The organism is Roseateles aquae, from assembly GCF_032337115.1.
Classification (GTDB): domain Bacteria; phylum Pseudomonadota; class Gammaproteobacteria; order Burkholderiales; family Burkholderiaceae_C; genus Roseateles_C; species Roseateles_C aquae.
Genome location: NZ_JAVXZY010000003.1, coordinates 209,898 through 235,327, shown reverse-complemented (window position 1 = coordinate 235,327; position 25,430 = coordinate 209,898). Strand labels below are relative to the sequence as shown.

The 25,430-nt window shown below is 66.8% G+C and carries 25 protein-coding genes and 3 tRNA genes; 7 read left to right on the top strand and 21 right to left on the bottom strand.

Annotated features, from left to right (window positions below; translation table 11 throughout):
• The first annotated feature begins 56 nt into the window (after positions 1-56).
• The gene (locus RQP53_RS09870) at positions 57-710 is read left to right on the top strand and encodes a hypothetical protein (protein WP_315650133.1); all 654 of its coding nucleotides are present in this window, start codon (positions 57-59) and stop codon (positions 708-710) included.
• Between the two features lie 117 nt (positions 711-827).
• Here the strand turns inward: RQP53_RS09870 and RQP53_RS09865 are convergent, their stop codons facing one another.
• The 5 genes from RQP53_RS09865 to RQP53_RS09845 all read right to left on the bottom strand — a co-directional run bounded on the left by RQP53_RS09865 (position 828) and on the right by RQP53_RS09845 (position 5,189).
• Positions 828-1,307 carry a hypothetical protein gene (locus RQP53_RS09865; protein ID WP_315650132.1) on the bottom strand — a complete coding sequence of 160 codons (480 nt, stop codon included), beginning with the start codon at positions 1,305-1,307 and terminating at the stop codon, positions 828-830.
• Positions 1,308-1,367: 60 nt separating this feature from the next.
• Positions 1,368-2,969, bottom strand: a complete 1,602-nt coding sequence (locus RQP53_RS09860) for a Dyp-type peroxidase (protein WP_315650131.1) — start codon at positions 2,967-2,969, stop codon at positions 1,368-1,370.
• A 40-nt stretch (positions 2,970-3,009) separates the two neighbouring features.
• Positions 3,010-3,714 carry a hypothetical protein gene (locus RQP53_RS09855; RefSeq protein ID WP_315650130.1) on the bottom strand — a complete coding sequence of 235 codons (705 nt, stop codon included), beginning with the start codon at positions 3,712-3,714 and terminating at the stop codon, positions 3,010-3,012.
• Positions 3,714-4,388, bottom strand: coding sequence for a hypothetical protein (locus RQP53_RS09850; RefSeq protein WP_315650129.1), 675 nt, complete (start codon positions 4,386-4,388; stop codon positions 3,714-3,716). The genes RQP53_RS09855 and RQP53_RS09850 overlap by 1 nt, the downstream gene beginning before the upstream one ends.
• Positions 4,389-4,562: 174 nt before the next feature.
• Positions 4,563-5,189, bottom strand: a complete 627-nt coding sequence (locus tag RQP53_RS09845; protein ID WP_315650128.1) for a DJ-1/PfpI family protein — start codon at positions 5,187-5,189, stop codon at positions 4,563-4,565.
• Positions 5,190-5,279: 90 nt separating this feature from the next.
• On the opposite strand from RQP53_RS09845, the gene RQP53_RS09840 reads away from it, so the two are divergent.
• Positions 5,280-6,221 carry a GlxA family transcriptional regulator gene (locus RQP53_RS09840; protein ID WP_315650127.1) on the top strand — a complete coding sequence of 314 codons (942 nt, stop codon included), beginning with the start codon at positions 5,280-5,282 and terminating at the stop codon, positions 6,219-6,221.
• Positions 6,222-6,228: 7 nt separating this feature from the next.
• Here RQP53_RS09840 and RQP53_RS09835 read toward each other — a convergent pair whose 3' ends face one another.
• Together RQP53_RS09835 and RQP53_RS09830 are read right to left on the bottom strand one after the other, a co-directional pair.
• Positions 6,229-6,942, bottom strand: a complete 714-nt coding sequence (locus RQP53_RS09835) for a CPBP family glutamic-type intramembrane protease (protein ID WP_315650126.1) — start codon at positions 6,940-6,942, stop codon at positions 6,229-6,231.
• Positions 6,943-7,129: 187 nt separating this feature from the next.
• A complete protein-coding gene (locus RQP53_RS09830; RefSeq protein WP_315650125.1) occupies positions 7,130-7,546 on the bottom strand; it encodes a YkgJ family cysteine cluster protein in 417 nt (138 codons plus the stop codon).
• A 308-nt stretch (positions 7,547-7,854) separates the two neighbouring features.
• Between RQP53_RS09830 and RQP53_RS09825 the strand changes: the two genes are divergently transcribed.
• Positions 7,855-8,685 carry a hypothetical protein gene (locus tag RQP53_RS09825; RefSeq protein ID WP_315650124.1) on the top strand — a complete coding sequence of 277 codons (831 nt, stop codon included), beginning with the start codon at positions 7,855-7,857 and terminating at the stop codon, positions 8,683-8,685.
• Between the two features lie 386 nt (positions 8,686-9,071).
• Here the strand turns inward: RQP53_RS09825 and RQP53_RS09820 are convergent.
• From RQP53_RS09820 to rsmB, 7 genes are all read right to left on the bottom strand, one after another.
• A tRNA-Thr gene (locus RQP53_RS09820) sits at positions 9,072-9,146 on the bottom strand.
• A gap of 21 nt (positions 9,147-9,167) precedes the next feature.
• Positions 9,168-9,243, bottom strand: a tRNA-Gly gene (locus RQP53_RS09815).
• A 46-nt stretch (positions 9,244-9,289) separates the two neighbouring features.
• Positions 9,290-9,365 (bottom strand) — tRNA-Phe (locus RQP53_RS09810).
• A 67-nt stretch (positions 9,366-9,432) separates the two neighbouring features.
• On the bottom strand, positions 9,433-10,140 hold the full coding sequence (locus RQP53_RS09805) for a response regulator (protein ID WP_315650123.1): 708 nt from the start codon (positions 10,138-10,140) through the stop codon (positions 9,433-9,435).
• A 13-nt stretch (positions 10,141-10,153) separates the two neighbouring features.
• Positions 10,154-12,427, bottom strand: coding sequence for a sensor histidine kinase (locus RQP53_RS09800; RefSeq protein ID WP_315650122.1), 2,274 nt, complete (start codon positions 12,425-12,427; stop codon positions 10,154-10,156).
• The gene (locus tag RQP53_RS09795; RefSeq protein WP_315650121.1) at positions 12,424-13,041 is read right to left on the bottom strand and encodes a DUF4390 domain-containing protein; all 618 of its coding nucleotides are present in this window, start codon (positions 13,039-13,041) and stop codon (positions 12,424-12,426) included. Before RQP53_RS09795 ends, RQP53_RS09800 begins: the two co-directional genes overlap by 4 nt.
• A gap of 30 nt (positions 13,042-13,071) precedes the next feature.
• Positions 13,072-14,454: a 16S rRNA (cytosine(967)-C(5))-methyltransferase RsmB gene (gene rsmB, locus RQP53_RS09790; RefSeq protein ID WP_315650120.1), complete on the bottom strand. Its 1,383-nt coding sequence runs from the start codon at positions 14,452-14,454 to the stop codon at positions 13,072-13,074.
• A 179-nt stretch (positions 14,455-14,633) separates the two neighbouring features.
• Here rsmB and folE point away from each other — a divergent pair, with 179 nt between their 5' ends.
• Both folE and RQP53_RS09780 read left to right on the top strand, forming a co-directional pair.
• Positions 14,634-15,347 carry a GTP cyclohydrolase I gene (gene folE, locus RQP53_RS09785; RefSeq protein WP_315650119.1) on the top strand — a complete coding sequence of 238 codons (714 nt, stop codon included), beginning with the start codon at positions 14,634-14,636 and terminating at the stop codon, positions 15,345-15,347.
• Positions 15,348-15,354: 7 nt separating this feature from the next.
• Positions 15,355-15,777, top strand: a complete 423-nt coding sequence (locus tag RQP53_RS09780) for a BLUF domain-containing protein (RefSeq protein ID WP_315650118.1) — start codon at positions 15,355-15,357, stop codon at positions 15,775-15,777.
• A gap of 159 nt (positions 15,778-15,936) precedes the next feature.
• Here RQP53_RS09780 and RQP53_RS09775 read toward each other — a convergent pair whose 3' ends face one another.
• Both RQP53_RS09775 and queC read right to left on the bottom strand, forming a co-directional pair.
• Positions 15,937-16,482 (bottom strand): LemA family protein, encoded by a 546-nt coding sequence (locus tag RQP53_RS09775; protein WP_315650117.1) that lies wholly within the window; start codon positions 16,480-16,482, stop codon positions 15,937-15,939.
• Complete coding sequence (gene queC, locus RQP53_RS09770; protein ID WP_315650116.1) at positions 16,479-17,237, bottom strand: 7-cyano-7-deazaguanine synthase QueC; 759 nt, start codon at positions 17,235-17,237, stop codon at positions 16,479-16,481. The genes RQP53_RS09775 and queC overlap by 4 nt, the downstream gene beginning before the upstream one ends.
• A gap of 102 nt (positions 17,238-17,339) precedes the next feature.
• Between queC and RQP53_RS09765 the strand changes: the two genes are divergently transcribed.
• Entirely contained in the window at positions 17,340-18,932 is a 1,593-nt protein-coding gene (locus tag RQP53_RS09765) for a DUF4139 domain-containing protein (RefSeq protein WP_315650115.1), read from the top strand.
• Between the two features lie 204 nt (positions 18,933-19,136).
• Positions 19,137-19,766: a hypothetical protein gene (locus RQP53_RS09760; RefSeq protein WP_315650114.1), complete on the top strand. Its 630-nt coding sequence runs from the start codon at positions 19,137-19,139 to the stop codon at positions 19,764-19,766.
• A 19-nt stretch (positions 19,767-19,785) separates the two neighbouring features.
• Here RQP53_RS09760 and RQP53_RS09755 read toward each other — a convergent pair whose 3' ends face one another.
• Genes RQP53_RS09755 through RQP53_RS09735 form a run of 5 tightly spaced genes read right to left on the bottom strand, consistent with a single transcriptional unit; the run spans position 19,786 to position 25,414 of the window.
• Entirely contained in the window at positions 19,786-21,102 is a 1,317-nt protein-coding gene (locus tag RQP53_RS09755; protein ID WP_434064077.1) for a glutamate-5-semialdehyde dehydrogenase, read from the bottom strand.
• A gap of 51 nt (positions 21,103-21,153) precedes the next feature.
• Positions 21,154-21,645, bottom strand: a complete 492-nt coding sequence (locus tag RQP53_RS09750; RefSeq protein ID WP_315650113.1) for a nuclear transport factor 2 family protein — start codon at positions 21,643-21,645, stop codon at positions 21,154-21,156.
• Positions 21,646-21,674: 29 nt separating this feature from the next.
• Positions 21,675-22,529, bottom strand: coding sequence for a GNAT family N-acetyltransferase (locus tag RQP53_RS09745; RefSeq protein WP_315650112.1), 855 nt, complete (start codon positions 22,527-22,529; stop codon positions 21,675-21,677).
• Positions 22,530-23,516 carry an AEC family transporter gene (locus RQP53_RS09740; protein ID WP_315650111.1) on the bottom strand — a complete coding sequence of 329 codons (987 nt, stop codon included), beginning with the start codon at positions 23,514-23,516 and terminating at the stop codon, positions 22,530-22,532.
• Between the two features lie 41 nt (positions 23,517-23,557).
• Positions 23,558-25,414, bottom strand: coding sequence for an ATP-binding protein (locus RQP53_RS09735; protein ID WP_315650110.1), 1,857 nt, complete (start codon positions 25,412-25,414; stop codon positions 23,558-23,560).
• Positions 25,415-25,430 lie beyond the last annotated feature (16 nt).

Sequence of the window (25,430 nt, the reverse complement as noted above, 5' to 3'; positions counted from 1 at the left end):
GGCAGCACGCTGATCGACAGACTGGTTCCTCACCCCCCTTTTGATTGGAGAAGCTCATGTCCACGTCCAAACGCCGCAGCAGCACGGCCCATTCGACCCACTCAACCGACTTTGAAGACATCGACGAGACCGCTCCCGAGAGTGGCGACTGGCACTCATCCGAATCGCTCACCGAGGTTGATGACGAGGCCAGTTCCCACGCCCTTGTGTCGCTGCCAGCCGGGAGGCAGCTGCCCGCGCTGCTGTCGCCAACTGGCATCGCGCAGGCCGACACTGCCGAGCTGCCGAACTGGGCCGACTGGGCCAGCGTCCACATCAAGCTGCCGCTGCGCGGTCTGCGCCCCTGGGCGGCCTGGGTCCAGCGCAGCCGCGACAACGCGGTGCTCGCCGCCTCCGTCTGGAGCTGGAACACCCAACCCTTGCAGACGCTGGACGAGCTGAACGCACTGCAGCAAGCCAGCCGCCAGCAGAGCCAGCAGCTGCTGCAGCAATGGGCACAAAGCTGGGCCAGCCTGCTGCAACACCAGCGCGACCTCGGCGAGCCGAACACCATGTCCAAATGGACCGAAGAGCAGTTCAATCTGCTCGGGCAGATGATGGAGCTGTTCAGCCAGCAGGCCGCGGACCTGGCCAATCTGGACGAGAACATCAGCGTGAACTTCGGCTACTGGGCGCAGCAAAAGCTGGACAGGCAGGTCGAGACGGTCTGAGTCATCGAGCCACGTAGGCCGGGTTAGCCAAAGGCGTAACCCGCCTTTTTCAATAGCACGTCACTGACCAGCTATTTGCTAGGGCGCAGCGCGGGTCTAATGACCCGCCCTACGAAACTAACGCCCATACCGGCCATCGACGCAAAGCCCCTGTCGCCATTCCAGACGAATGGGAGCCACGCTTGCAGCGATCCGCGCAATTTCCCAGTCACTGAGGAAGTCATCTTCGATGAAGATCGCCTCCAGCTTGGCAAAGCAAGTCTTGAGGCGCTCGATCGCAAGGTCGACGCCCTCACAGGCATCCAAGTAACGTCGGGCTTCGCCCGCGGACACAGAAAGCCAGACGACATCAGCGGCGCAGCGCAGGCTGTCCGCGATCCCGTGATGGGCTTGCGCCGTGTGGGGAAATCGCGTCGCTGGATCAACGAGGGCGGCGTCGACCGTTTCGGTCGCGGGCCAGAGCAGCCCAGCGGCAGCAATCCGACAAGGGCTTGCAGCGACGATGGCAGCGCGTCTGGCCGCGCGCAACTCAAACACACTCCGCCCTTCCCACATATTCAGGAAGGCGTCTTTGCAAGCAGACAGGAACAGACTCATGCTTGACGCGCGATCACAGCCATGGCGGCGCGGCCCGGCAGTGCCCAATGACAGACAGCCTCACGTCGGATCAATCAGCCCCTTCGCGATCATCCGCAGCGCCGTCATGCTGGGTACGAAGAAGTACTCGCCGCCGCGGGTTTCGACCAGGCGGGGGATCTTGCTGAGGAAGTAAGGCGCATGTTCGCTGTCGGGCTCAACCTGCAGCACCGCCTTGCTCGGGTAGCGTTCATCGACGCTGTGGTTGCCGAGCAGGATTTCCTTGTCGTTGCCGGCCTTGAAGTCGTTGCCGTAGTTGATCCACTGCTGCTGAACGAATTCGAACTGGCGGTTGATGTCAGCGTTGAGCATCATGATGACGATGCCGTGGTTGCCGTCGTTGCGGCTGCGGTCCTTGACGCGGCCATAGGGCAGGCCGCGGCGCAGCACGCGGCGGCGGTTGCTCAGTGCACCGGGCGTGTCGAAGGCATCGGTGCTGACCTTCAGCGAGCCGGGTTTGTCGCCGGGGTCACGGATCATCTGCAGAGAGGCGCGTGGGTTGATGCGGCGGATATGGGACGAGAACGGGCATTTGCCACCGCTCATGTCTTCGTCATAGGTCCAGTTGCTGAGCAGCTTGTCCTGCTCGGCATCGTTGGCCGCGGCCAGCTGGGCATCGAAGACCTTTTTGGCCGCGAAATCGTGCGCCTTGACCAGCGGTGCGCCGTTGTCGCGCCAGCGGCCGACGAACTTGGCCGCCAGCAGCTCGCGCCGTTCAGCGGCGCTGGCGCCATGTTGGCCACAGCTGCGCGCATAGGCCTCGGCATGCTGGTCCAGATAGGCCTCGAAGCTGGCGACGTTTTCATGCAGCTTGCGATAGACCATATAGCTGCCATTGCGCGAAAGCAGCTGCGGGTCCGGCGCCGGCGGGTATTCCTGCGCCTCGTCGATATGGCCGAGCAGAAATTCGCCGGTGGCCAGCGGCGCCCAGCTGCCATCGGCCATCTGCTTGCCGCGGCCCAGCACGTAGTCGGGGGCATTGGGCATGCCTTCGAAGGCCGGGTCGCCGATGCCATCGGTATAGCCGAAATGCTCCTTGGAGGTGGGCTTGCCGTTCTCGAAGATGATCTCGACGTCTTGATAGTCGATCAACGCACCTTCGTCTGCGCGATGGCCTGACAGCAGGCTCACGCCCTCGGCGTACTGCGCCACCCGCGCCTGCAGCCATTGGTAGCCGGCCTCGCGCAGCGCCGGCGTGCGGGCATTGATCTGCACAAAGATGTGCACATCGCGCTCGCGGATTTCGCGGTTCTCGCGCCAGATCGGGTCCCAGTGCTCGGGCGCGCTGGGGCCGTTGTCGCCGAGGATGTCATGCCTGTCCTTCATGCCCTGCACGAACTCGGGCGAAAAGCCGATCAGCGAGGCCACCGGCAGGTCCAGGTTCTTCAGCCCCTGGTAGCTGAAGGCCAGGTTCAGCGTCCAGTCGGGCTGCGGGCGTTGGTCCGGCCCTGGCCCCCAGTCGACCGAGGTGGTCACTCTGGCAGTCAGTGCGGCAACGAAGGCCCGGCCCAGGGTCGAGTCCTTGATGTTGTAGAACACATAGCGCCCGACCGGATAGCCGAAGCGGCCGTAGGGGCGGATCACATTGCCTTGGATATCCGGCAGATCCAGTTGCTGGGTCATGGTGTCTTCGCTCCCGGTAGATGGATGCTCTTGGGTCTGCTCACTCGACGCGGTACTTGCCCGGCGCCCAGGTCGGGCCGGCGAGCTCGCGCGGCTGCACGCGGCGGATGAAGGCGCGGTAGTTGGCGCGCAGCGTGGCAGCATCCAGGCCCTGGTTCTCGACGGCGAACTTGGCCAGCTCCTGCTTCAAATACAGGGCCTTGAGCTGCTCGGGCAAGGGCTCGTCGTTGGAGCCGACGAAGAACAGCGTGGTCTCCAGCTGGCACTTCTTCATGTAGGCGACGAAGCCCGCGGCGTCATGCACCTGCTCGAAACCGTAGCAGTGCTGCCAGACCGACTCGATCTCGGCGCGGATATTGCTCCACATGCCGGCCAGGTAGCCGTCCAGATTGGCCGACGGCCCACCGTGGAAGTTGCAGGAGAACACCAGGTAGCGTGACTGCAGCCGGTCCTGCGCCGGCATCGCGCGGCGCCGCATGGCATCGGGCGTAACCGGCAGGAAATCGGCCAGCGTGTCCAGCGCGCTGCCACCGGGCAGCGACTCGGTGTAGACGTCATCAAGCACAAAGAAACGGCAGAGATAGGTCTGCGGCACCAGCGTCATCGGGCTGTTTGGCAGCAGGTTCCAGTCCTGAATGGTTTCGCGCACCGCATCGGCGCGGGCGATCTCACGGCCCGGCGCCAGCCCGGCCTTGATCGGGCACAGCACCGTGAGTGCATAGGCATTGCCGCTGATGTTTCCCATTATTCCTGCCCTCCGTCGCTGATGCCCTGGGATTGCGGATGAAGATGGTGGCTGCGCCGGTCGACCTGGTAGGCCGCCATGCTGACGATGGGCGTCGGGTACATATCGCCGAGGTCGTGCTGCAGGCCACGCAGCAGCGTGTGGTAGCGCTTCTGGAACTCTTCGTCGCTGCCCTTGTCGGCTTTTTCGTCAAAGGCGATCAATGCGTCCTTGACCGTCTTGGCGCTCTTCACATCATTCGAGGCGGCCAGCGGATAGGCGTTGTAGTAATGCTGGGTCTCGATCTGGTTGTACTGGATGTAGCGATGGAAGGGCGTCAGCGCTACCGATTTGGAGTAGCGGATGTTCCATTTCCAGAACATGTCCAGGCCGCTGGGGATGGAGAAGGTGAAGGAATCGACGTACTGATCCCAGCTGCCATTGAAGTTGCTGAAGAACAGCATGTAGCTGTAGCGCAGCTTCTCGCGTGGCTGATCGGACGACAGATGCGGGAACTGATCGCGGCCGATGATGACCCAGCGCGCATAGTGGATCAGCGACAGCGTGATCAGGCCCTTGAGCGTGGACGGAAATTTCAGTGCGAACCAGAAGATCAGCTTGTTGACCCAGGCCAGGCGCGGTCGCACCGGCGTGATCACATTCATCGCATAGGCCTTGCCGGCGATATTGAACATGGGCAGCACCTCCCCCCGTTGAATTGCGGGCGATTATGGGAGCGGCCCAGGGTCAGGGCAAGCGCAGTTGCGGTCGATCACGATGTAAGAAATGGGGATTGACGGCAAGGCGCATCAGGCTCAACACCTTGCCAGGCAGACCGCGCTGAAGCACAGCAACGAAAGCCGCGCTCTTCAGGCTGCGGCGTCTCCTTGATCCACCCACATCCATTCCATCTCCGCGCGCACCGGCGCTGTGTCACCGACCAGCGCCTGCACCAGGGCCAGCGACATATCGATGCCAGCCGAAATGCCGCCGGAGGTCCACAGCGCACCGTCCTGCACAAAGCGGCGGCCCTCTTGGGGCAGAGCGCCTGGGGCCAGCTCGCGCAGACGCTCGTAGGCCTGGTGATGGGTGCAGACGCGGCGCCCGTCCAGCAGGCCTGACGCGCCCAGCACCAGTGCGCCGGTGCAGACGCTGGCCAGCACCTCGACACGCGCTGCCTGTTCGCGCAGCCATTGCAAGAGCGCCGGGTGCTTGAGCAGCCGGCGCGTGCCGTTACCGCCCGGTATCAGCAGCACATCGGGCGCCGGTGCGTCGTCGAAGCGATAGCGTGGCTGCACGACAAAGCCGCCCCGCGCCTGCACCGGCTGGGTATTCAGACCGATCAGATAGGGAAAGAACGGCGCATACGGCGCCGCGGGCAGTTCGCTGCCGGCCACCGAGAAGACCTCGAAGGGGCCGGCGAAATCGAGCACCTCGACCTCGTCGAACACCAGGATGGCGACATTGCGGCTATTGCTCTGCTGGGCGATCGGCATGGCTACCTCGGCTTGAAAGCCTGTAGCTTCGCATCGTGCGCCGATGGCAGCAATGTCGCTATTCAAGCAATTTCTGCCATGATGTTCGCCATGCCTGCCGAACACCGTATTGCCCTGCTGATCTTCCCTGGCTTTCATCTGCTCGATGCCGCCGGGCCGCTGTCCGTGTTTGACGAGGCCGGCGCCTACCAGCTGCGCGTGGTCGCCGAACAGGCCGGCCTGGTGCGCAGCTCGGCCGGCGTCGCCTGGCAGGCGCAGGCGCTGCCGAGAACGGACAGCTTTGACACCTTGATGGTCGTTGGCGGCCGCGGGGTCGACGCGGCCTGCCAGCGCCCCGCGCTGCTGCGCCTGCTGCAGCGCGCTGTCGCAGCGCACAAGCGCCTTGCCAGCGTCTGCTCGGGCAGCCTGTTGCTGGCCGCGGCCGGGCTGCTCAATGGCCGGCGAGCCAGCACCCACTGGAGCCGTGTCGAGCAGTTCCGACGTCAGCATCCGCAGGTCCAGCTCGAGGCCAATAGCCTGCATGTGCAGGACGGCCAGATCTGGAGCAGCGCGGGCGTCAGCGCCGGCATCGACCTGGCCCTGGCCATGCTCAGCCGCGACCGCGACGCCGAGCTGGCGCGTCGCGTCGCGCAGGAGCTGGTCGTCTACTACCAGCGCCCGGGTGGGCAATCGCAGTTCTCGACCCTGGCCGCACTGCAGGGCGAGCGCTTCGCGGCGCTGCTGGAACGCATGCGGCGCTCGCTGCGCGAGCCGCTCAGCGTCGAACAACTGGCCGACTGGGCCTGCATGAGCCCGCGCCATTTCAGCCGCGCCTTCAGCGCCGAAACCGGCACCACGCCAGCCAAGGCGGTTGAGCGCCTTCGTGTCGAGGCCGCGCGCGCCGCGCTGGCATCCGGGCGCGTTCATTCACTGCAAGAGCTGGCACGTGACTGCGGCTTTGGCGATAGCGAACGGTTGCGCCGCGCGATGCGCCGTGTGTTGGGCGTGGCGCCTGCCCAGCTGCGACTGCTGGGCGAGGCCGCGGCAGAGTAGTTGCCGCTCAGTGGCGCAGCAGCAGACTGATCACGCCACCGGCCACATTGGCCACGTTGTGAGCCAGCACGGCCGGCCAGATCGACGCGCTGCTCAGGCGCAGCCAACCCAGCGCCACGGCGGCATAGAAGGTGTAGAGAAAGATCACCACCAGTTGCAGGCCCGAGACCTCAAGCACATGCAGGGCGGCAAAGGGCAGCGCCGATATGGCGAGCGCCAGCGCAGCGCGCCCCGGCAGGCGCTCGAAGCGACTCAAGCCCACAACCAGCAGGCACAGCCAGGCGCCACGCATGCTGAACTCCTCGCCCAGGCCAGGCATCGTCGCTTCGTATAGGAAATACTCGATCGTCAGCGGCGCCGGATCGGGCGGCAAGAAGCGCTCGGCGACCCAGCCCACGGCCGTGATCGACAGACCGACCCACACCGCATGCAACCAGGCCTGCCGCGCCGGCCAGCGCAGGCCCAGCAGCGCGCGCGGTTCACCCAGCGCCCAGGCGATCAGCACGCTCGCGAGCAGCGCTGCCAGTTGCTGGCCCCAGCCCATCACCACGGGCAGCTTCAGCATGCCCTGCACGATGGAGCCGCCAATCAGCGCAGCGATCGCCAGCGCCACGGTCAGCAGCGCCTGCCACAGCGCGCCGCGCCGCGCCGGATCCAGTTCATTGGCCTGTATCCACTGATGCAGGTGATTCGTTTGCGAGCTCTGCGCTTCTCGACTCATCGTCTTGTCCCCATACCAGAGCCTGGGCGCGCTGGCACCCTGGCAGCAAAGGCCGACATGCTAGCGTCATGCGTCGAGAGCTTGGGCGCATAGCGCCGTCGCGCTAGCCTTGCTGCAGGCACCACGCTGCGCGGCGTGCAAAGCGCATTCAATTGGAACGCTCAGATCCCGCCAAGGCCTGCTCGATTCAGCGCCCAGGCTTCTGCTCGCTGCGCCGCTCGCCGTAGGGGCAAAAGCCCGGCCGCGGCCCCACCTGCGGATGCTTGCGGCAGGTGTTCGGCCGCCGCTCGTAGACGGTGCAGCGGCGCGACTTCGCGTCGAGAAACTGGCAGTCGCCATTGGCGCGGCGGGCCAGCGTGAAGATGCCATCCTTGTGGTTGTAGCGCTCGACCAGCTTGGCCTTGACCAGGCGCCGCGCAATCAGCCGCACTTCCTCGTGCTCGGCCTCGAAAGCGTCGACCAGTTCCAGGCGCACCAGATCAGCGAGTCGTATCTCCACCGGCATCGTGCAGCAATTCGCCGCGCAACTGTCGCAGAGCCCGGCGCGATAGCGTGTCCAGGTCTCAAGGCGGTCAACGTCGACGATATGGATGGAGGAGCGCATCGGTAGTGGGCGGAATCGCAGTGGGCATCGGCGCTATTGTCCGGCCAGCGACCCTGCCCCGAAAGCAGGGCCAACAGTCCTCGCGGCTCGCTCGCTGAAGGGGCGCAGCCGGCCCGCGACTTCGGTGGCCGCGCCGATGCGGACGTAGCCGTGGCAAACGACGCTTGCCAGGCATCAAGGTCGGCCAATGCCCCACGCCCCAACGAGCACAGCTGTGACGATTTGCAAGCGCCATGCTCGACTGGCCGGAGCTCATGCACAACAGCTGTTAGGCTGGACGCCGCTTTCAATTGGGACGGGGGGGGGAGATGCAAAGAACCATCAACATGCCGGCGGGCCAGATGTGGATGGAGCTCATTGAGGGCGAGGTCGTCTCGCAGCAGAAGTGGAGCGAGACGCAGATCCGCGCCACGGGCGGTGGCGGCTACATCAATCAGGGCTCAGGTTTGATCAGCGATGTCCAGCTCAGCACTTCAAGCAGCGAGCAGCTGGAGTTCTGGGTCAGGTCCGACGATGGCAAGGAGACCGCCTTCCGACTGGCCGACACCGGCCTGGCACTGCGTGCCGGACAACGGGTGCGGATCGCCCGCGGGGGCAAGCTTGGCTCCAAGCCAGGCACGCCCCTGCTGACTCAGAACTTCGCCAGTGGCGAGACCCATGCCCTGGTGCCGGACTGGCTGAACTGGGCGATGGCGCAAGGGCTGCTGCGCCGTCCGCTTTGGTACCGTCTGCTCAGCAACTGGCTGACGCTGGCCATCGCCGTGATCGCGGCGCTGCTCATCGTCTATGCCCACAAGCACCCGAGCAACAGCGGCGCACTGGCGGTCTTGCTGGAGCCTGCGCACGGCCCCATTTCGCTACTCGAGGGCGCGCAGCTGGTGCTGAGCCAGGCCGCTTCGGGCGGCGCCTCCCTGATTGCCGACCTCAGTCAGTGGTCGGCCTCAAGCAGCCAACCTGGCAAGGACAAGCTGCCAGCAAATCTGTTCAGCCTGCTGCTTTTCACGCTGTTTGCATGGGCGAGCCTGGCCGTGGCACTCAAACTCGTCGGCCGGCTCATTCTGAGCCTGCACTGGAAACGCTCAGCCTCACGCGACGTGCGCCAGCGGGTCATGACGGCGTTTGAAGCGCCTGCGGCCTGAGCCCCTGCGCCAGACGAACATCGATCACCCGCCCAAGAAGCCCTGGACAGCGCGCCGTCCGGGGCTTGCCCCTTTTTGCCAGCACAGCCCTACATGGCGCTTGACTGATTCAGGACGATGACGACAAGGTGCGGGGCATGTTCGGCCTGCGCTCGCGCTTCGACATGGCGCGGCGTGCGGCCGGCGTGGAGTTCAAGTTTCGGGAGACTCGGGCCAAGCCTGCAACCGACGTTGGCAACTTGGCGCACTCGCCTCGTCACTCGTCCAAGGCCGCGCTATGCGCCTCCACAGCTTGTAGATGAACAGCCAGAAACAGAAAAGCCCCGGACAGCGAACTGTGCGGGGCTTTCAATTTTTTGCCGGCTCTACCCGGGCTGCCTTCTGACTGGTGCCCATGGGCAGGATCGAACTGCCGACCTCTCCCTTACCAAGGGAGTGCTCTACCACTGAGCCACATGGGCAAGATGCCTGAGCGGCTGATATGGAGCGGGATAAGAGGCTCGAACTCTCGACCTATACCTTGGCAAGGTATCGCTCTACCAACTGAGCTAATCCCGCTTTGACTTTTGCGGCCCGCTGTTTGGTGAACAGCAGTCCATTGTCTTGGTGGCCTGGGGCGGAATCGAACCACCGACACGCGGATTTTCAATCCGCTGCTCTACCAACTGAGCTACCAGGCCATCTTCACTTCACTGTTTTGGCCCTGCTGCTGCAGCGCCGTAATCAGCGAAGACCATGACTATAACACTAAATTCCGTTGCTGCGCTTATTTCTTGAAAGATCGACGCCCAATTGTTTGAGCTTGCGGTACAGATGGGTCCGTTCCAGGCCGGTCTTCTCGGCCACGCGGGTCATCGAGCCGTTCTCCTTGGCCAGATGGAACTCGAAATAGCTCTTCTCGAAGGCGTCGCGGGCTTCGCGCAGCGGGCGGTCGAGCTCGAACAGTTGCTCCGAGGCCAGGCCCTGGGCAGGCAGGCTGGGCTGCGGAGTGCTGACGCCGCTGTTCAGGCTGACCGGCTGATGGCTCGGTGGCAGCAGCATCTCGCTGCGGCTGTAGCTGGGCAGGCCGACCACCGGGGCCGGCCGCGGCGCCGTCTTCACCAGCGCCTGCTCGACCGCGCGCAAGAGCTTTTGCAGCGTGATCGGCTTTTCCAGGAAGGCGATGGCGCCGTACTTGGTGGCCTCGACGGCGGTGTCGATGGTGCCGTGGCCGCTCATCATGATCACCGGCATCGTCAGCTGGCCGCTGCTGCCCCATTCCTTCAACAGCGTCACGCCGTCGACATCGGGCATCCAGATGTCCAGCAGCACGAGGTCGGGCCGCATGCGCTCGCGGACGGCGCGGGCGCGCTGGGCGTTCTCTGCCAGTTCGATCGTGTGCCCCTCGTCGGAGAGGATCTCTGACAGCAGGGCGCGTATGCCCAGCTCATCGTCTACAACAAGAATGGTTGCCATGTCTGCCTACTGTTCACGCGGGCCTGTGCTCGTCGCTGGGCGCATCGGCCGGGCTCGGTGCAGTCGCGAGTTTCGAAAATGATAACGAAACTTGCGCGCCTATCACCGGCTCGGCCTCGTCGCCTTGTTTGTGCAGGTTCACCAGCCTGATACGAGCGCCGTGTTCATCTGCAATCTTCTTCACCACCGCCAAGCCCAGGCCGGTGCCTTTGGACTTGGTGGTGACATAGGGTTCAAAGGCGCGTTTGAGCACCTTGTCGGCAAAGCCGGGGCCATTGTCCGTCACCAGCAGACGCAGACCGCGCAACTCGCCGTTTTCATTCAGCGCCTTCTGCGTGCGCACCAGCACATGGCCGTGCTCGCGCTCGCTCACCGCATCCAGCGCGTTCTGCACCAGATTGTGGATGACCTGGCGCAGCTGGGTCGCGTCACCAACGATATGCGGCGGATCGCTGTCCAGCTCGGCATGAAGCCGCCCTGCCTCCTGGGCCGACACATAGAGCTGCAGCACCTCGGCCACCAGCTCATTCAAATCAAGTTGCACCAGGCGCGCCGCGGGCAGCCGGGCGTAGTCGCGGAATTCGTTGACCAGCTGCTTCATCGCCTGCACCTGGTTGACGATGGTGCTGACCGAGCGCACCAGCATGGCCTGGTCGGTGCCTTCGAGCTTGGCCTCGAGCTTGTGCTGCAGCCGCTCGGCGGAGAGCTGAATCGGCGTCAGCGGGTTCTTGATCTCGTGGGCCAGGCGCCGCGCCACCTCGCTCCAGGCGGCCGAGCGCTGTGCCGAGACGACCTCGCTGATGTCGTCAAACACCATCAGCCGGGCCGACTGCGGCAACGCTGCGCCGCGCACGAGCAGCGTTAGCACATCCTGGCTGGCATCCATCTGCAGCTCGAAAGACTCCTGCCAGTGGCCGCGCTCGCCCGCCTCGGGACTGTCTTCCTGGGTCTCGAAGCGCTGCCAGACGCCGCGCGCAAAGGCCTCCAGATGCGGCACCTCGTCGAGCCGGCGGCCACGGTAGGCCGACAAGGGCAGGCGCAGGATGCGCGTCGCGCCGGGGTTGACGGTATCGATCAGGCCCTGGGCGTCAAAGACGATCACGCCAGCGGTCAGGTTGTCCAGAATCGTCTGCAGATTGGTGCGGGCGCGCTCCAGCTGGACCACGCTTTTCTCGACCAGGCCGCGGGCATCGGCCAGCTGCTGGGTCATGTCGGCAAAGGAGCGGGTCAGGCCGCCCAGTTCATCGCGCGAGGCCAGCACCGGCTTGGCGGTCAGATCGCCCTGCGCCACCTGGCGCACACCATCGGCCAACAGCAGCAGCGGCCGGGCCAGCTGATTGCCCAATGTCACCGCCAAGAGCAGCGCGCCGAACACGGCCAGGATCAGCACCAGAGTCAACGTGCCGAGGTAGAACTCGCGCAGGCCTTCGCGGCCCAAGGCCCGCTTCTGGTACTCGCTGTTGGCGGCGGCCACCGCCAGCGCATTGGTGGCCAAGGTGCTGGGCAGGCCCTGCACCACCATCAGATAACGGTCGGAGGCACCCAGGCTGAAGTTGCTGCTGGGCAGCAGGGCCAGCGCGCGGATGCGGGCGTGCCCCACCGAGGCCGGCGTCTCGACGTCCAGGTCTTCCACCTTGCTGGTCCAGCCCTTGGGGCCGCGAGCCAGGCGCAACAAGCTCGCATCGGGGCGATCCGGCGCCAGCGCGCTGCTCGATTCACCGACGGAGAACAGCACCTGGCCATTGCCACCGATCAGCGAGACGCTGCGCGCCGCGAGCTGGTCGCGCACCCGCTCCAGCGCCAGCGTCTGTGGCAGGCTGCCGATATCGCTGAGCCGCTCGGCGGCGCTGCGGGTCTTCAGGCCCAGATCGGTCTTCAGCGCGTCCAGCGTGTCGGTGCCCAGCGACAGCCCGGCGGTCAGCGCGCCGGCCAGCTGCTGATCGAACCAGCTCTCGATGCTGCGGTTCACGAACTGGTAGCTGACGGTATAGATCAGCACGCCCGGCACCACCCCCACCAGCGCAAAGATGCCGGCCAGCTTGAGCAGCAAGCGGCTGCCGAACTTGCCCTGGCGCAGCCGCAGCGCCAGCCGCAGCGCAGCGATGGCGATCACCAACACCAGCAGCACCGCCAGCGCCAGCGTCACGCGGTAGAGCCAGACGTAGTTGCGCTGGAAGAAATCACGTTCGGACGTGGCGCCAATCGACAGCAGCAGCGCCAGCACCACGCAAGCGCCGGTCACGGCAATGGCCGACACCACCCAGGCCCAACGCGCCGACCTGGTCATGGTTGCGTCTTGAGGCTGAAATCAGCGTTGAGGCCTTGATTGCGCTCCACGCTCAGGGCCCAGCCCTGCGGCGCACCCAGGCCGATCTGCATCGGCCGCGGCAACTGGCTGGTGTCCAGCTTGTAGCTGAACTCCAGGTAATAGCGCCCGTCGTCCTCCAGCTCCCGGGCCTCGGCCAGGCGCCACTGCGAGGCGCCGCGTACGGCCGCCACGGCCTCGGACAGGGTCTCGAAATTCTGGTTCAGCCCGCCGGTGCTGACACGGTACTGGTGCGTCAGCGGCTGGTAGCTGAGCCGCCAATTGCGCGTCTGCTTGGCCACGCGCAGATCGCGCCAGTACCAGCGGTTGCGAAACACGCTGACCTCGGCCTGGAAATAGATGGGCACGCCCTTGGACAGCGCCTCCTCGACCGGCTTGGGCAGCTCGAAGCGGGTACTGAAGCTCAGGAGCAGGCCGTCCTCGGCCCGCTCGGTGCTGAAGTGGCTGAGGCTGACGCCCTCGGCCCGGGCCAGCGGCGCGAGCAAGAGCCAGCCCACCAGCAGCAGCGCCATGCCGCGGGCCAGCATCAAGGCAGGCCGGGGCAGCAAGGCAGCGAGGGACAGCGGTCGCGTCATCGACAGGTAACAGATCGGGCGGGTGGGTTGCTACGGTTTGAGCAGCAGCGCGTAAAAGAACCCGTCCAGGCTCGCCACCGGCTGCGTTTGACCATTGTCAGTCAGCGGCAGCAGATGGCCGGTCGTAGCGGACACATGCAGGCGCTTGGCGCCCGGCTGGCGTTGCAAAAATGCGTCGATCTGGTCTTCACCCTCGGCCTTGAAGACCGAACAGGTGGCATAGACCAGGCGGCCGCCCGGCTTGAGCAGCGGCCACAGCGCGTCCAGCAGCTGGGCCTGGGTCTCGGCCAGTGCGGCAATGTCGGTGGCGCGGCGCAGCCAGCGCACATCCGGGTGGCGACGCACGATGCCCGAGGCGCTGCAAGGCGCATCCAACAGGATGGCATCGAAGCGCTGGCCATCCCACCAGCTGGCGGTATCGCGGCCATCGGCCGCCTTCAGCCGGGCACGCTGTTGCAGGCGGTCGAGGTTCTGCTGCACCCGGCTCAGGCGCTCGGCATCGGCGTCCAGCGCCAGCAAGTCATAGTCGCCCAGCTCCAGCAGGTGCGCGGTCTTGCCACCGGGGGCCGAGCAGGCGTCGAGCACGCGGGCGCCAGAAGGCAGCGCGGGCAGCAGCAGCTCGGTGGCCGGGGTCAGGTCTTGCTGTGTCCACGTCCGCAGCTCGCCCACCGTCAGCGGCGCGGCCAACTGGGCGGCGGCGTCTTGCACCGAGACATCGCCGGCGGCAAAGCCCGGCAGCTCGGTCACCGGCACCGCCCGCTCCAGCAGCAGCGCCTGCGGCGCCAGCGCGCCAAAAGGCTGGGCGGCAATGCCGGCTTCGGCCAGGCGCGCCTGGTAGGCCGCCAGCGGCTGGCGCGCATGAACGCGCAGCGTCATCGGCGGCCGGGTGTTGTTGACGGCCAGCATGGCCTGCCAGCGCTCGGGCCAGTCGCGCTGCAGCTGCGCGATCCACCAGGCCGGATGGTTGTAGCGGGCCGTCGCGTCTTTCTCGACGGCGGCCACCAGCGCCTCGCGCTCGCGCAAGAAACGTCGCAACACCGCGTTGACGAAGGCGGCGCTGTTCTTGGCGCGCTGCCGGGCGGCCTCGACCGCCTGGTCGACCACCGTGTGGTCGGCATAGGGCGGTTCGGCCTGCGGCCACAGCAAGGCCAGCGCGCAGATCAGCAGGTTGTCGACCTTGGGCGGCGGCGCCTTGGGCACCAGCAGGCGGCGCAGCGCCTCGGCGGCACCCAAATGGCGCAGCACATGAAAACTCAGCGATTGCGTGGCTGGCCGCAGCGGCGTCGGGCAGCGGGCCAACAGCTCGGTCAGCGATTGGCCGGCGCGCACGGCCTGGACGGCATCGGCCGTTTGCAGCAGGAGGCGCTGCAGCGGCGGGGCTGGGTGGGAGATGGGGGGCTTGGGAGACGACACGGCGCCAGTGTAGGGGCTGCGCCCGATCGCGCCGAGCAGCGGGATGGGCGAGGCAACTTGCGTCAAATGCTGCTCAGGCCCCGGCACAAGCCGGGGCCGTGGCAGGGTTAAGGCAATCCGGCCACAATGCCGCCAAGCCATCATCACCCGGGCGCTTGGCAACAAGTGACCCTCCGCCCATGCCACGCACCCCCAAACTGAACGAGGCCGAACTGGCCACGCTGCCGGCCTCGGAACGCGTCCGTTACCGCCTGGTCCACGCCCAGCGACGCCACCACGCCAATGACAATATCGCCGCCTTCATCGAGGACGGCGAGCTGGATCAGATCCAGGCCGAGGTGCAGGCCAAGATGCAGGAGGTGCTGCGCGCGCTGGTGATCGACACCGACAGCGACCACAACACCCAGGAGACCGCCAAGCGGGTCGCCAAGATGTTCGTCCGCGAGGTCTTCAAGGGCCGCTATGTGGCCAGCCCGGCGGTCACCGAGTTCCCCAATGTGACGCGGCTGAACGAGCTGATGATCGTCGGCCCGATCACCGTGCGCAGCGCCTGCTCGCACCACCTCTGCCCCATCATGGGCCGGGTCTGGATCGGCCTCTTGCCCAACGAGCATTCAAACCTGATCGGCCTGTCCAAGTATGCGCGGCTGTGCGACTGGATCATGAGCCGGCCGCAGATCCAGGAAGAGGCCGTCACCATGCTGGCCAACGAACTGCAGGAACGTGTGCAGCCGGACGGCCTGGCCATCGTCATGGAGGCCGACCATTTCTGCATGCATTGGCGCGGCGTCAAGGACAGCGAATCGATGATGACCAATAGTGTAATGCGCGGCGCCTTCCTGAAGGACCCGAATCTGCGTCGCGAGTTCCTTTCATTGCTCAGCAAGAAGTGAGCCCACCATGCTTGTACGACTTCTCTACGCCAGCCGCGCGGTCCACGCCCTCAGTGAGGCCGATCTCGGCACCATTCTCAAGCAATCGCGCGAACACAACCCGAGCGAGGGGCTGACCGGCCTGCTCTGCTACAGCGATGGCGTGTTCATCCAGGTGCTGGAAGGCGGTCGCGATGCCGTCAATGCGCGCTACAAGCACATCGTCAGCGACGCCCGCCACCACGACGTGATCCTGCTCAGCTACGAAGAAGTGGCCGAGCGCCAGTTCGCCGGCTGGAGCATGGGCCAGGTCAATCTGCACCGCCTCAACCCGGCCCTGGTGCTGAAGTACTGCGACACCGCCCGCCTCGATCCCTATGCGATGAGCGGCCACGCGGTGATGGCGCTGTTCCAGGAACTCGTCAGCTCCGGCGCCATCGTCTGCAGCTGATGGGGAAGTAGCCTTCGCACGCCAGCCGCTAGCGATTGCTAGGCAATTGCAACGCCGTCCGCAGGGCACCACACGATCGAGCGGAGCCCATGGATCCGGCTCCGCCGGTCCATCGGGCTCGCCCCCGGACGGGGCCGCGCGCAGCGCGTCGGGGGCGAGTCATAGCGACCGTGCTTCGGTGAAACCGAAAAAGCTGCACAGCACCCGCGTCGGGAACTGCTGCACCGCCTCGTTGTAGGCGGTGACGGCCTGGTTGAAGACCTGGCGCGCGAAGGCGCGGTGGCGCTCGATCAGCTTGAGCTCGTCGATCAGCGCATCGACCTCGGCCTGCTCGCGCAACTCGCCGTGATGCTCAACCAGCGACATCAGCCGTGTCAGCGCCGCACCGTGTACTGCCGCGGCGACGGCCAGCGTGGCCACCGGATCGGCCGCGTGAGGCCGGGCCCGCACCGCCTGCGCGGCCGCATGGGCCTCGGCCTGGGCGGTTTCCAGCGCATCGAAGGTCGCCTGCTCGCTGAGCATCACCGGCCGCGCCAGCGCGATCAGCCGGGCGCTCTGCGTGGCCCGCTGGCCCAACGCCTCGTCGAGCTGCGCATAGGCCGTGCCGATCGCGTTGCGCAGCTGCATGACGCGGTTGTAGGCCCCGATGGACCAGAACAGCAGCACGGCCATCAGGCCCCAGCCGACCCAGCTCCAGTCCGTCATGCCGCACCCTGGGCGGCCGCCTCGCGCCACTGCGCATGGCCGCGCGCGCGCAGCTCGCAGGCCGGGCAGCTGCCGCAGCCGTAGCCCCAGGCATGCCGCTGGCTGCGCTCGCCCAGATAGCAGGTGTGGGTGTGCTCGACGATCAGCGCATTCAGCGCCGCACCGCCCAGCCGCTCGGTCAGCGCCCAGGTCTCGGCCTTGGTGATGAACATCAGCGGCGTCTCCAGCGTCATCGGCGTGTCCAGGCCCAGGCTCAGCGCCACCTGCAAGGCCTTCAGCGTGTTGTCGCGGCAGTCGGGATAGCCGGAAAAATCGGTCTCGCACATGCCGCCGACCAGCACCGAGGCGCCGCGCCGGTAGGCCAGCGTCGCGGCGAAGGTCAGGAAGAGCAGATTGCGGCCCGGCACAAAGGTATTGGGCAGGCCGTTGGCCTGCAGCTCGATCGCACGGGCGTCGGTCAGCGCGGTATCGGAAATCTGGCCCAGCAGGCTCAGGTCGAGCAGATGGTCCTCGCCCAGCTTGGCGCCCCAGTGCGGAAACTGCGCCGCCAGCTCGCGGCGCACCTGGCCGCGGCAGTCCAGCTCGATGCGGTGGCGCTGGCCATAGTCAAAGCCCAGGGTCTCGACCTCGGCATAGCGGTCCAGCGCCCAGGCCAGACAGGCGGTGGAATCCTGGCCGCCGGAGAACAGCACCAGGGCCTTGCGGCGGCCATTGGCCTGCGGCGCCGCGGAGGAAAGATCAGCAACTGCGTTCATGGCCGCAAGTGTGCCAGGGTCGGCACGTGCCAGCGGTCGCGCGGCCTTCATCGCTGCGGCCGGGCGGCGTGCTACCGTGCAGCCACGACGAGGAGAGCATCGATGCGAAAACAAGCCCTTGGCGCCGTTCTGGCGCTGCTGCTGAGCCCCCTGAGCCATGCCGCCACCACGCCGCCGGCCAGCGCCAGTTCAAGAATCAGCAACGTGCTGGTCTACCCCGGTGGAGCGACGATTGAGCGCATCGCCCGGGTCAGCGCCGGCAGCCGCCAGCTACAGCTGAACTGCCTGCCGGCCCGCTTCGATCTGGACTCGCTGCAGGTGCAGGCCGACGCCGGCATCGCCGTCGGCGAGATCAGTGTGCAGACGCTGGACCGTGCCCGCAGCCCCGAGTGCAACAACAGCCCGCTTGACGCCCGCATCCGCGAGCTGGAAGACCAGCTGGCTGCGCTGAAGGCCGAGGACGAATCACAGGAGCTGGTGCTGGGCTTTCTGAAGAGCGTCGGCAGCGACAACAAGCTGCCCGCTGCCGCCATCACGGCCACCGCCGACACCCTGCGGCGCAGCAGCCTGGACGCCTTGCAGCGCCGTCTGCAGCTGGCCAAGCGCCGCGATGAACTGCAGCTGCAGCTCGGCCCGCTCAGCGCCGAACGCGAGGCCCAGCGCGCTGCCAATCCGCAGCTGCGCAGCCTGGTGCTGAACCTGGCGGCCAGCCGCGACGGCGAGCTGCGCATCAGCTACCGCAGCAGCCAGGCCGGCTGGAGCCCGGTCTACCGCGCCTATCTGGACACCGCCCGGACCAGCCTGCGCCTGGAGCGCCATGCCCAGGTCGCGCAAAGCAGCGGCGAAGACTGGCGCGGCGTGCGCCTGCGCCTCTCGACGGTGCAGCCGCGCCAGGCCAGCAGCCTGAATCCGCCGCAGCCCTGGGTGCTGGACCTGCTGCCGCCACCGGTGCAGAACGCCGCCTACGAGATGGCCGCGCCGGCGCCGGCGATGGCCATGGCGCCCCCTCCCGCCCCCATGGCCAAGCGCTATGCGGCGCCCGAGCTGCCCAGCTTTGACGTCAGCGAGCTGCAGGGTGCCTATGCCGCCGAGTACGAGGTGCCCGGCGAGGTGCAAGTGGCCAGTGATGGCCAGCGCGTCGGTTTCCTGCTCGGCAGCGCCGCGTTGAACACCCGGCTCGTCACCCGCGTGCAGCCGCAGCAGGAGGCGCAGGCCTATCTGCTGGCTGACAGCGAACGCCCCAAGGGCAGCTGGCCCGACGGCGCCTTGCAGCTGTTCCGCGACGGCGCCTTCATCGGCCAGTCGCGCCTGACGCTGGGCAGCGACGAGCGCCTCGCGCTGTTCTTCGGCCGCGATGAGCTGGTGCGTGTGCAGATCGAGCCGGAGCAACGCAATGCCGGCAGCACCGGCTTCATCGCCAGCCGCAGCGAGCGGCGCATCAGCCACGGCTACCTGGTCGAGAACCTGCACAGCACGGCCATCACGCTGCAACTGCTGGAGGCCGCCCCGGCGCCACGCCACGAGGACATCCGGGTGCAGACCCAGTTCAAACCCGCCGTCAGCGAGCAGGACTGGCACAAGCTGCCCGGCATGGTGCTCTGGAGGCAAGACCTGACCCCAGGTCAGAGCCAACGCTTCAGCGCCGAGTACTTGATCAGCTATCCCAAGGACGCGCGCATCGGCGGGCTGCGTTGAACAGCAGTTCGACGCATTTGGGTATCTGAAGACCTTACATCCAGGCAACCCCCTATTCGCGGGGAACCCCCTCACTCGCATACTCGCGACCTTTCGTGAACAAATTCACGAATAGAGCCACTGGTAACCGGCGCGCTGCAGAGCCGTAGGCCGCCTGCTTCCACGGCGCACTCAGGTCCGGATGTCAGTCCAAGGGGAGTTGTGATGGATTCGATCGACAGTGCAGCGCTGCTGCGCATGGTGACCTTGTATGGCCATGTGCTGGCCTGTTTCGCCGCGGCTGCCGGCGTGGTGCTCGGCGACATCGCCATCTTCATGCCCAAGCGGGTCGACCGGCTGCTGCTGTCCAAGGCGGCTCGCGTGGTGGGCATGGCGCTGATCGTGCTGTGGGTGACAGGTCTTGCCCTGATCGGCATCGACACCGGCTTTGACGTCGCCGTCATCGCCACCAAGAGCAAGGTACTGGCCAAGCTCAGTGTCGTCACGCTGCTGACGCTCAACGGCTTGGCCCTGCACCGCTGGGCCTTCCCGACGTTGGCCGCGCCGCAGGAACACCCCGAGCGCGCCGCAGGCCTGCCGGCCGTGCTTGGCGCCATCAGTGCCGCCAGCTGGCTGTTCGCCGCCTTTCTGGGCGTGGCCAAGGCGCTGGTGCCGCTGCTCAGCTACGCCGGCTTCATGGGCATGTACGCGGCTTTCGTGCTGCTCGCTGTCGGCTTCGGGCTGACGGTGATGCGCGGCAAGCTCAGCCAGCAGCTGCTGCGCACACCGGAAGACACCATCTACAGCGCCCTGCAGGATCTGCCGGAGCTGCCCAGCGCCCGCCTGGCCGGCTGACGCTGAGTGCGGGGCGGCTTCAGCCCCGTACCTCGCCCTGCCCCAGCACGATCCACTTCAGCGAGGTCAGGCCCTCCAGCCCGACCGGGCCGCGGGCGTGGAACTTGTCGGTCGAAATGCCGATCTCGGCGCCCAGGCCGTACTCGAAGCCGTCGGCAAAACGGGTGCTGGCATTGACCATCACGCTGGCCGAATCGACCTCGCGCAAGAAACGCATCGCGTTCGGGTGATTCGTCGTCAGGATCGCATCGGTGTGGTGCGAGCCATAGCGGTTGATGTGGGCGATGGCCTCGTCCAGGCTGTCCACCACCTTGATGCTGATGATGGGCGCCAGGTATTCGGTCGACCAGTCGGCCTCGCTGGCCGCGGCCAGCCGCGCATCAGGCAGCGGCCCCAGCAAGGCCAGCGTGCGCGGGCAGCCGCGCATCTCCACGCCCCTGGCCGCCAACAGCACGCCGATGCGGGGCAGGAAATCGGGCGCTTGTTCGGCATGAACCAGCAGTGACTCGGTCGCATTGCAGGGGCTGTACTTCTGCGTCTTGGCATTCATCACCACGCGAAGCGCCAGCTCCGGCTCGACCTCGGCGTCGACATAGCAATGGCAGTTGCCATCCAGGTGCTTGATCACCGGCACCCGCGCCTCGGCACTGATGCGCTCGATCAGGCCCTTGCCACCACGCGGAATGATCACGTCGACATGGGCCGGCATCGTGATCAGCGCGCCAACGGCGGCGCGGTCGGTGGTCGCCACCAGCTGCACCGCCTCGGCAGGCAGGCCGGCCTCTTGCAAGGCGGCCTGCACCAGCGCGGCGAGGGCCAGATTGGAGTGGATCGCCTCCGAGCCGCCGCGCAGGATGCAGGCATTGCCGCTCTTGATCGCCAGCGACGCGGCCTCGATGGTGACATTGGGCCGGCTCTCGTAAATCATGCCGAACACGCCCAGCGGCACCCGCATCTGGCCGACGCTGATGCCGCTGGGCCGGCGGCGCAGGCCGCTGATCTCGCCGACCGGATCGGGCATGGCAGCCAGCTGCTCGCAGCCCTCGGCGACGGTGGCAATGACCTTCTCGCTGAGCACCAGGCGATCGCGCATCGCGGCGTCCAGCGCACCGGCCGCCGCCAGATCGCGCGCGTTGGCGGCCGTCAACGCGGCCACCGATTCGCGCAGTCGGCGTGCCAACGCCAGCAGAGCGCTGTTCTTCTGTGCCGTGCTGGCAGCGGCCATGCGGGCGGCAGACTCGCGGGCCTGACGGCCCAGCGCCTCCATATAGGCGGGGATGTCGCCGGCTTCCAGGGCGCGGGCGGGAACAAGCGTCGGGGACTGGGCGGCATGCATCATGGCTCGATTCTCACCCAGCCCCGCCGCCCAGCCTTCGTCATCGCTTGATCATTGCTTGAGCGTCGGATCCCAGTGTTCGACGATGCGGCCGTCGACGACGCGGAACATATCGAACCAGGTCGTGGTGTAGCGCTTGCTGGCGTCAGCCGGTTCGGGATGCTCGGCGCGGAACACCAGCGTGACCAGATCGCCCTCGGCAGTGATCGCCACCAGCGGCGTGCGCACACGTTCCGCCACGGTGCGCGGCTTGCTGAAGGCCTTGAAGAAATTGACGAAGCCGGCCCGGCCGGTGGGCACCAGCGGGTTGTGCTGCCGGTAGTCCTCGGCCAGGTAGCGATCGGCGCGGTCCAGCTGGCCGGCCTCGATCAGCTCGCGCCAGAAGTCGTAGACCAGGCGCTTGTTGGCGGCCAGCCGGGCATCGGAACTGGCCAGCAGCACGGCGTGATCGGACTGGGCCAGCACCGGCTCCTGAGCCCGTACAGGCGTGGTCATCAGCAAGGCGGCGGTCAGCGCCAGCAGCGCGGGAAGTGCTTGTTTCATGGTGTGCTTGTCAGCGCTTGTGGAAGAAATCAGCTCAGCGTCAGACGCATCAGCAGCTGGTAGAGGCTGAGCGGCTCGGCGCCCGCACGGCGCAGCGCCGCCCCGCCCAGGTCCAGGCGCTGCAGTTGCGGCACGCGGATGCGCCGGTGCGGATGGGCGGCGGCCAGCGCCTGCAGCAAGGCCTCGGCATCACCCTGCGCCGCATCGCGGTCGATCAGGCTGGCGATCTGCACGCTGTGCTCATCGGGCACGGTAAACAAGAGCTGGGCCGAGCCGCGCTGCCAGGCCTGCAGGCCCACGGCGCTTTGCAGCGATTCCGGCATCACCTGCAGCGGCAGATCGCTGAAACCCGCCGCTGCCAGCTGGTTCAACCAGCCCATGGCCGCAGGCAGCTCGACCTGCCGGTGCTCGCACGGCTCTGCAGCCATGCGACCAGGCTCGGCCACATAGCCATGCAGCTCGTGCACCACGCTGAAGCCACGCCCCTGGTAGAGCCGCAAGGCGCGCTCGTTCTGCGCGAAGACCTCCAGCTCCAGCGCCACCAGCCCAGCCTCGCGACCACGCTGCAGAAAATCGTCCAGCAGCGCCGGTGCGGCTCCGCGGCCGCGTGCGGCAGGCACGGCGCCCATGGTCGCCAGCCGCCAGCGCCGGCTCTGCGGGCGGGGCGCCACCAGCGCAAAGGCGAGCACCTCGCCATGCTCGTTGAGCACGGCCCGGCTCAGTCCCAGGTCCGCGCCCTGGCGGCGCAGCAGGGCCGGCCACTGATCCAGCCCCAGGTTGAAGGGGCCGGCAACATAGTCGGCAAATGCCAGGTTGAAGGCCGTGTGCAGACGCTCTGGAGGCAGTTCGGCGGCAGTAATGAGGGTCAGGTCTTGCGCTATCAATTAAAACTTCATCCAACTCAACAGGGCCAACCAGAGCGGCGCGGTCAGCACAAAAGCCAGCGTCGACAGCACGATGGCCGCCGTCGTCTCGCCTTCCTCACAGCGATAGCGCTGGGCAAAGATCAGCGCGTTCGACCCTGAGGGCAAGGCCGCCAGCATCACGATCACCGCCAGCGGCATGCCGCCCACGCCCAACACCCCATGGGCAAAGCCCAGCACCAGGGCTGGCAGCAACAGCAGCTTCAGCAGCGCCAGCAAGACTACCGAACGCCAGGCCGCCGGCCATCCGTAATAGGCCAGCGACATGCCGATCAGCGTCAGGCACAAGGGCACAACCGCCGTGCCCAGCAGCTGCAGCACCTCGTCCAGCAGCGCCGGCAGGCGCAGGCCCAGGGCATTGAAAACCAGGCCGCTGAGCACCGGCAGCACCACCGGATGGATCACCGTGTTGCGCACCGTTGCCAGCAAGGTACTCAGCAGACTGCTGCCCTGGGCCTCGGCCTGTTCACGCGCCAGGTCCAGCTCCACCAGCAGGGTCAGCAGCGACAGAATCGTCAACGCATGCAGGCTGACAACGGTGATGTGGATGGCCAAGCCGGTTTCGCCGAACACACTGGCCGCCAGTGGCACGCCGATCTGCAAGGTATTGCCGAAGCTGACGGTGATCGCCTGCACGCTGGGTCGGGCGACAGGCGCGCCGGCGCGCAGCCGGCTGCGCTGCCAGAAGTAGACGGCGACGATCAGGCCCAGCACCGGGATGAAGAAGCCGGCCAGCGTCAGCCAGGGCAAGGCGGCCAGCTCCAGCCTCGCTGTGGTGCGAAACAACAGCGCCGGCACGAAGAGGTAGAAGGCCGCGTTGGACAGCACGCGGGCCGGATCATTGCCACCTGGCTCCGGCTGGCCCAGCCAGCGCATGCGGCCAACAAACCAGCCCAGGGCCACGACGCTGATCAGCGCGGCCAGCTTGTAGAAAATCGCTTCGCTCATCGGCGCAGTATGCCGCCGACTTATGCCGACCTTCCCGACGCTCAGGAGCCCAGCGGCAGATCGAGTTCGAACCAGAAGCTGCTGCCCTGGCCGGTGCCGCTGCTGACCTCGATCTGCCCGCCCATCAGCTTGACCAGCTGCTGGCTGATCGACAGGCCCAGGCCGGTGCCGCCGGCGCGGCGCTGATCCTCGGACACCTGTTCGAAGGGCTGGAACAGGCGGGCCAGCTGCTCCTGGCTCATGCCGATGCCGGTATCGCTGACCTCGACACGCACCCGGGCGCTGCCGGCATTGCGCGAACGCAGCTGGGCGCGCAGCGAGACCTGCCCCTGGTCGGTGAACTTCACGGCGTTGGACAGCAGGTTCAGCACCACCTGGCGCAGCCGCTGGCCATCGGCCCGCACGCGCAGCGGCAGCTGCGGGTCGAGCTCGATCAGGAAGGCGAGCTTCTTCTCTTCCACCTTCAGCCGCACCGCGTCGCTGGCCACCTCCAGCAGCGCACGCAGATCAACAACGGCCGGCTGCAGGCGGATCTTGCCGGCCTCGATGCTGGCCATATCAAGCAGATCGGTGATCAGGCTGAGCAGATGCTCGCCGGAGTCGCGGATCAGATTGATGCGGTTGTGCTGGCCGCTGTTCAGATTGCTGTCCATCTGCAGCAGCTGGGCGAAACCGAGGATGGCGTTCAGCGGCGTGCGGAATTCGTGGCTCATCGTCGCCAGGAAGCGGCTCTTGGCCTGGTTGGCGCCTTCGGCGCGCAGCTTGGCGCTGCTCAGCTCCAGGGTCCGCTCGGCCACCAGTTCTTCGAGGTGATCGCGATGGCGGGTCAGCTCCTGCTCGGCCAGGCGGCGCTGCGAGATGTCGCTGAGCATGCCTTCGATGCGTGGCGGCTGGCCCGAGCCGGTGGCCACCAGATGTGCACTCAGCTCGACCCACAACTCCCGGCCATCACGCGTCTGGATCAGGATGGGCACCTGCTGCAGCAGCCGGTGGCGTTGCAGCGCGTGAGCGATGCGGCGGAACTCGCCCGGCTCGATATGGGCCAGGCGGCGCAGGCTGCTGCTCACCGCCAGGGCCATCTCCGGGCGCGCAAAGCCCAGCATCTGTGCCATCGCCCGGTTCATGCTGAGCAGGCGCCCACGACCGTCGGCCTGGAAGATGCCTTCGGTGGCGTTCTCGAACAGGCTGCGGTAGCGCTCCTCGCTGGCCCGCATCGCCTCGGTGGACTGCAGCAGCTGGCGGCTCATCTGGTTGAACTGCGCGGTCAGCTGACCGATCTCGTCAGCACGCTCGACCTCCAGCGTGCCGCCCAGATCGCCATCGGCGACACGCCGTGCCATCGCACCCAGCCGCGAGACCGGCTGCTTGACCAGGCGGTGTACGAGCAGATAGCTGCTGGCGATGATGGCCAGCAGCACCGCCGCCAGCAAGCTGCCGACGAAACGCCGCGTCTGCGACACGGTGGCGATGACCTGCTCGCGGGTGAACACCAGCTTGGCCTGGCCGACCTTGACCGGCTGCGCCTGCGGCGAGGGCTGGTGCAGGATGTCGAAGCTGCGCTCCAGCGGCTGCACCGCGGCATGCTCGCGGGCCCGGCGCATCGGCGCGGCTTCAACGCCCACGGCGGACAGCTCGATGCTGTGCACCTCGGGGTCGGCCATCACCGCGTCGAGCAGGTTGGCGATGGCCGAGCTGTCCAGATTCCAGATCGGGCCGGCAAAGCCACGCGCGGCCAGCTGGGCCATGCGCTCCTGGCGCAGCCGCAGCGCCAGGGTCAGTTCGCGCTCCTCGCGGGCGGTCCAGTACCAGCCGACCAGCAGCACCAGCACCGTGGCCGCCAGACCCAGGCTCGCAATCAGGCGGGTCTGGATGCTGGTCGCCTTTCTTTGCACGCTCATCCCTGCTCCTCAGTAC

Coding starts and splice junctions, on each gene's coding strand:
- RQP53_RS09870 (WP_315650133.1), top strand. CDS start 57: ATGTCCACGTCCAAACGCCGCAGCAGCACGGCCCATTCGACCCACTCA.
- RQP53_RS09865 (WP_315650132.1), bottom strand. CDS start 1,307: ATGAGTCTGTTCCTGTCTGCTTGCAAAGACGCCTTCCTGAATATGTGG.
- RQP53_RS09860 (WP_315650131.1), bottom strand. CDS start 2,969: ATGACCCAGCAACTGGATCTGCCGGATATCCAAGGCAATGTGATCCGC.
- RQP53_RS09855 (WP_315650130.1), bottom strand. CDS start 3,714: ATGGGAAACATCAGCGGCAATGCCTATGCACTCACGGTGCTGTGCCCG.
- RQP53_RS09850 (WP_315650129.1), bottom strand. CDS start 4,388: ATGTTCAATATCGCCGGCAAGGCCTATGCGATGAATGTGATCACGCCG.
- RQP53_RS09845 (WP_315650128.1), bottom strand. CDS start 5,189: ATGCCGATCGCCCAGCAGAGCAATAGCCGCAATGTCGCCATCCTGGTG.
- RQP53_RS09840 (WP_315650127.1), top strand. CDS start 5,280: ATGCCTGCCGAACACCGTATTGCCCTGCTGATCTTCCCTGGCTTTCAT.
- RQP53_RS09835 (WP_315650126.1), bottom strand. CDS start 6,942: ATGAGTCGAGAAGCGCAGAGCTCGCAAACGAATCACCTGCATCAGTGG.
- RQP53_RS09830 (WP_315650125.1), bottom strand. CDS start 7,546: ATGCGCTCCTCCATCCATATCGTCGACGTTGACCGCCTTGAGACCTGG.
- RQP53_RS09825 (WP_315650124.1), top strand. CDS start 7,855: ATGCAAAGAACCATCAACATGCCGGCGGGCCAGATGTGGATGGAGCTC.
- RQP53_RS09805 (WP_315650123.1), bottom strand. CDS start 10,140: ATGGCAACCATTCTTGTTGTAGACGATGAGCTGGGCATACGCGCCCTG.
- RQP53_RS09800 (WP_315650122.1), bottom strand. CDS start 12,427: ATGACCAGGTCGGCGCGTTGGGCCTGGGTGGTGTCGGCCATTGCCGTG.
- RQP53_RS09795 (WP_315650121.1), bottom strand. CDS start 13,041: ATGACGCGACCGCTGTCCCTCGCTGCCTTGCTGCCCCGGCCTGCCTTG.
- folE (WP_315650119.1), top strand. CDS start 14,634: ATGCCACGCACCCCCAAACTGAACGAGGCCGAACTGGCCACGCTGCCG.
- RQP53_RS09780 (WP_315650118.1), top strand. CDS start 15,355: ATGCTTGTACGACTTCTCTACGCCAGCCGCGCGGTCCACGCCCTCAGT.
- RQP53_RS09775 (WP_315650117.1), bottom strand. CDS start 16,482: ATGACGGACTGGAGCTGGGTCGGCTGGGGCCTGATGGCCGTGCTGCTG.
- queC (WP_315650116.1), bottom strand. CDS start 17,237: ATGAACGCAGTTGCTGATCTTTCCTCCGCGGCGCCGCAGGCCAATGGC.
- RQP53_RS09765 (WP_315650115.1), top strand. CDS start 17,340: ATGCGAAAACAAGCCCTTGGCGCCGTTCTGGCGCTGCTGCTGAGCCCC.
- RQP53_RS09760 (WP_315650114.1), top strand. CDS start 19,137: ATGGATTCGATCGACAGTGCAGCGCTGCTGCGCATGGTGACCTTGTAT.
- RQP53_RS09755 (WP_434064077.1), bottom strand. CDS start 21,102: ATGCATGCCGCCCAGTCCCCGACGCTTGTTCCCGCCCGCGCCCTGGAA.
- RQP53_RS09750 (WP_315650113.1), bottom strand. CDS start 21,645: ATGAAACAAGCACTTCCCGCGCTGCTGGCGCTGACCGCCGCCTTGCTG.
- RQP53_RS09740 (WP_315650111.1), bottom strand. CDS start 23,516: ATGAGCGAAGCGATTTTCTACAAGCTGGCCGCGCTGATCAGCGTCGTG.
- RQP53_RS09735 (WP_315650110.1), bottom strand. CDS start 25,414: ATGAGCGTGCAAAGAAAGGCGACCAGCATCCAGACCCGCCTGATTGCG.